Genomic DNA, 3,356 nt, shown 5'->3' on the forward strand with positions numbered 1-3,356 from the left:
GCACGGCGATATCGACGCCGTCCTTGCCCGAGCCGAAACCGGAAATCACTCGGCCGCGCACCGGCCAGCGCATCTTGCCGATGCCGGTGGCATCAGGCGCGACGGCATCGTCGGCCTCGGCCTGCTGGATGACCTTCGAATCCTTTTTCGGCGGCGTGTAGGACGCCAGCGTTTCAGACGGCGTGGTCTTTGCCGCGGGCTGCGTGGTGGCCGTCGTCACCGGATCGACCTTGGCCGGCTTGGCAGCGGCGACGGTCGCGGTTCCGCCGGCCGGCACCTTCAGGGTCTGGCCGATCTTGAGCAGTCCGTCCTTCATCCCGTTGGCCTGCTTTAGAGCAACGACGCCGACGCCGGTCTTCCTGGCAATCGAAGACATCGTGTCGCCCGACTGGACCGTGTAGGTCCCGGCAGCGCCGGTCGTCTTGGCAACCTGCGGCTTGGGCTCCTTGGGCTGGTTTGCTGCGGCCGACGCGTCGACCTGAGCGGCGGGCTTGCCTTCCTTAGGCTTCGGCTGCTGCGGCAGAACGGCGACCTTGTCCGGCGCAGTGGCCGGCAGGTTGTGCTTGCCGTCTTTCGCCGGCTTGGCATCCGCGACCTTCGCCTCGCTCTTGCTGGAATAGGCATAGGCCGGGATGACCAGCTTCTGGCCGGTCTTCAGCCCCTTGGTCGCGCTCAGCCCGTTGACCTTCATGATCACGTCGGACGGCACCTTGTAGCGCTGCGCCAGGCCGCCGATCGTTTCGCCGTCCCTGACGACGATCTCGGTTGCATGCGGAGTGCCGGAAGCAGCCACGCGGGGTTCGTCAGGTTGCGAAACCTTGAAAGGCGACGCCGCCGGAGCGACGGTGCCGGTCGTGGTCCTGTCGACATGCGGTGCCGGGGCCAATGCGGTGCGCACCGGCTTCGATGCCGGCGCCTGCTGCGCTTGGGCAACGGGCGGCGGCAGCGGCCGCGTCGAGACCGGCTCGAGGCTGGAGCGGCTGACCGATTGTGTATGGCTGCCATCGATCGGAGCGGCGGCGACATCGCCCGGATAGGGCTGCTGTACGGCATCCTGCTTGTTGATGATGGCGCGCTGATTGTTGGTCGAGGATGTAAAGACGTCGTCGACGCCATTGAACCGCGAAACCTGGGAACTGCACCCCGCAGCAGCACCCGCGACCATCAGAATGGCGCAGCCTCGCGCCAGATTGCGACCGTTTGTCTTCAAAACACTGAGTTGCATCGCACTAACCCGCACATACCCGGTACAAACTAGGCATGATTAAAGCGCGTTAATGTTACTCGACGGTTAACCTCATGGAATCCGACGCAATTTTTCTTAAAATATTAGAGAGCGAGCCGTGCGAAGATTTCGGGTCAGGTCAGCCGGGGTCGAAGGCGGGCGCACGACGCGGCCGAACATCGACATCCGCGCTAGATAACAGCGGCAACACCGCGCAGGATCGGCTGCAGGCGAACGAGGCCGATGTCTTCACGCTCGAAGCGGCTGCCGACCTTGGTCAGCTTGGCCAGCACCTGTTCGCCCTCTTCGGGGCCGATCGGAGCGATGACGATACCGCCGCTCGACAACTGGTCGAGCAGGAAACGCGGCAGGCTGTCGAAGGCAGCCCAGGCGACGATGCGGTCAAATGGCCCTTCATTCGGCAGCCCGCCGGAACCATCGGCGTGGCGCACGATCACATTGCCGATGCCGAGCGCCTCGAAGCGTTGCCGCGCCTGCTCGGCGAGCGTCTTGTAGCGATCGGTGGTGATGACCCGCGCGGCCAGCCGCGACATCACCGCCGAGGTGTAGCCCGAGCCGGTGCCGATCTCGAGCACGCGGTTGCCCTGCTCGATGGTGAGTGCGGCGATCACCGCCGCCTGCATGTCGGCGCCTTCGATCGCCTCGCCGCATTCGATCGGCAGCATGCGGTCCGACCAGGCGATCTGATGGAACTGGGCCGCCAGGAAGCCGCGCCGCGGCGTCGCCTCGAAGGCCGCGATCAGCGCCTTCGGCACAGTCCCCCGGCCGCGCAGACGCAGCAGAAAGGCGGCAAAACCTTCGCGGTCGTCGATCGGGAGGCCCTGGTTCATGCGAGCGCCTTGCTCAGTTGGTCACGGATTTCATGGGCGGTAAGGTCGAGCTGCAGCGGCGTCACCGACACCAGCCGGTTGCGCAAGGCGTAGAGGTCGGTGCCTTGCTTGCCTTCGACCGGCTCGCGGCCGAAACGCAGCCAGTAGTAAGGCAGGCCGCGCCCGTCACGGCGCTCGTCGACCCACAGGGAGTGCACGAGCTTGCCCTGCGAGGTGACCACCGTGCCTGCGACTTCCTCGGGCGTGCAGTTGGGAAAATTGACGTTGAGCAGCACGCCGTCGGGCAATGGCGTCGCGACAAGTTTCTTCAGCAGCGCCGGCGCCAGCGCCTCCGTCGTCTCGTAGGGCACGACGCGATCTTCGCCGACATAGCTGTAGCCCTGGCTGAGCGCGATCGAGCGAATGCCGAGCAGCGCGCCCTCCATGGCGCCTGCAACGGTGCCGGAATAGGTGACATCGTCGGCGATGTTGGCGCCCGAATTGATGCCGGACAGGATCAGGTCGGGTGCGCCAGGCAGGATCTTCTTGACGCCCATGATGACGCAATCGGTCGGCGTGCCGCGCACGGCAAAATGCTTCTCGCCAATCTTGCGCAGCCGCAGCGGCTCCGAGATCGACAGCGAATGCGCATAGCCGGACTGGTCCTGCTCGGGCGCCACCACCCAGACATCGTCGGACAGCGTACGTGCGACGCGTTCGAGCGACGCCAGGCCCTCGGCATGAATGCCGTCGTCATTGGTCAGGAGGATACGCATTATTTCGCTTCGATCTTTTCCAGACCGCCCATGTAAGGCCGCAGCACTTCAGGAATGGTTACGCTGCCATCCTCGTTCTGGTAGTTTTCGATGACGGCGATGAGCGCGCGGCCAACGGCTGTGCCCGAGCCGTTGAGCGTGTGGACGAAGCGGTTGCCCTTGCCGTCTTTGTCCTTGTAGCGGGCGTCCATGCGGCGCGCCTGGAAATCGCCGCACACCGAGCAGGACGAGATCTCGCGATAGGCGTTCTGGCCGGGCAGCCAGACCTCGATGTCGTAGGTCTTGCGTGCGCCAAAACCCATGTCGCCGGTGCAGAGCGTCATGGTGCGGAACGGCAGGCCGAGCCGTTTCAGCACTTCCTCGGCGCATTGCGTCATCCGCTCATGCTCGGCAAGTGACGATTCCTGATCGGTGATCGACACCAGCTCGACCTTGTAGAACTGATGCTGGCGCAGCATGCCGCGCGTGTCGCGCCCGGCCGAGCCCGCTTCCGAACGGAAGCACGGTGTCAGCGCGGTGTAGCGC

The 3,356-nt window shown here is 65.0% G+C and carries 4 protein-coding genes; all 4 read right to left on the reverse strand.

Features of this window, described 5'->3' with window-relative positions:
• Window positions 1-1,225 (reverse strand): LysM peptidoglycan-binding domain-containing protein (locus EN914_RS29030; RefSeq protein WP_127389437.1); only part of this gene is annotated, 1,225 nt, incomplete at its 3' end.
• 191 nt (window positions 1,226-1,416) lie between these two features.
• A complete protein-coding gene (locus EN914_RS29035; RefSeq protein WP_013531300.1) occupies window positions 1,417-2,076 on the reverse strand; it encodes a protein-L-isoaspartate(D-aspartate) O-methyltransferase in 660 nt (219 codons plus the stop codon).
• Complete coding sequence (gene surE, locus EN914_RS29040) at window positions 2,073-2,831, reverse strand: 5'/3'-nucleotidase SurE (RefSeq protein WP_024503850.1); 759 nt, start codon at window positions 2,829-2,831, stop codon at window positions 2,073-2,075. The genes EN914_RS29035 and surE overlap by 4 nt, the downstream gene beginning before the upstream one ends.
• A partial coding sequence (locus EN914_RS29045; protein ID WP_127389438.1) for an aminoacyl--tRNA ligase-related protein occupies window positions 2,831-3,356 on the reverse strand: 526 nt, incomplete at its 5' end. The genes EN914_RS29045 and surE, both read right to left, overlap by 1 nt.

This window comes from Mesorhizobium sp. M7A.F.Ca.CA.001.08.2.1 (genome assembly GCF_003998455.1).
Classification (GTDB): domain Bacteria; phylum Pseudomonadota; class Alphaproteobacteria; order Rhizobiales; family Rhizobiaceae; genus Mesorhizobium; species Mesorhizobium ciceri.

Coding starts and splice junctions, on each gene's coding strand:
- EN914_RS29035 (WP_013531300.1), bottom strand. CDS start 2,076: ATGAACCAGGGCCTCCCGATCGACGACCGCGAAGGTTTTGCCGCCTTT.
- surE (WP_024503850.1), bottom strand. CDS start 2,831: ATGCGTATCCTCCTGACCAATGACGACGGCATTCATGCCGAGGGCCTG.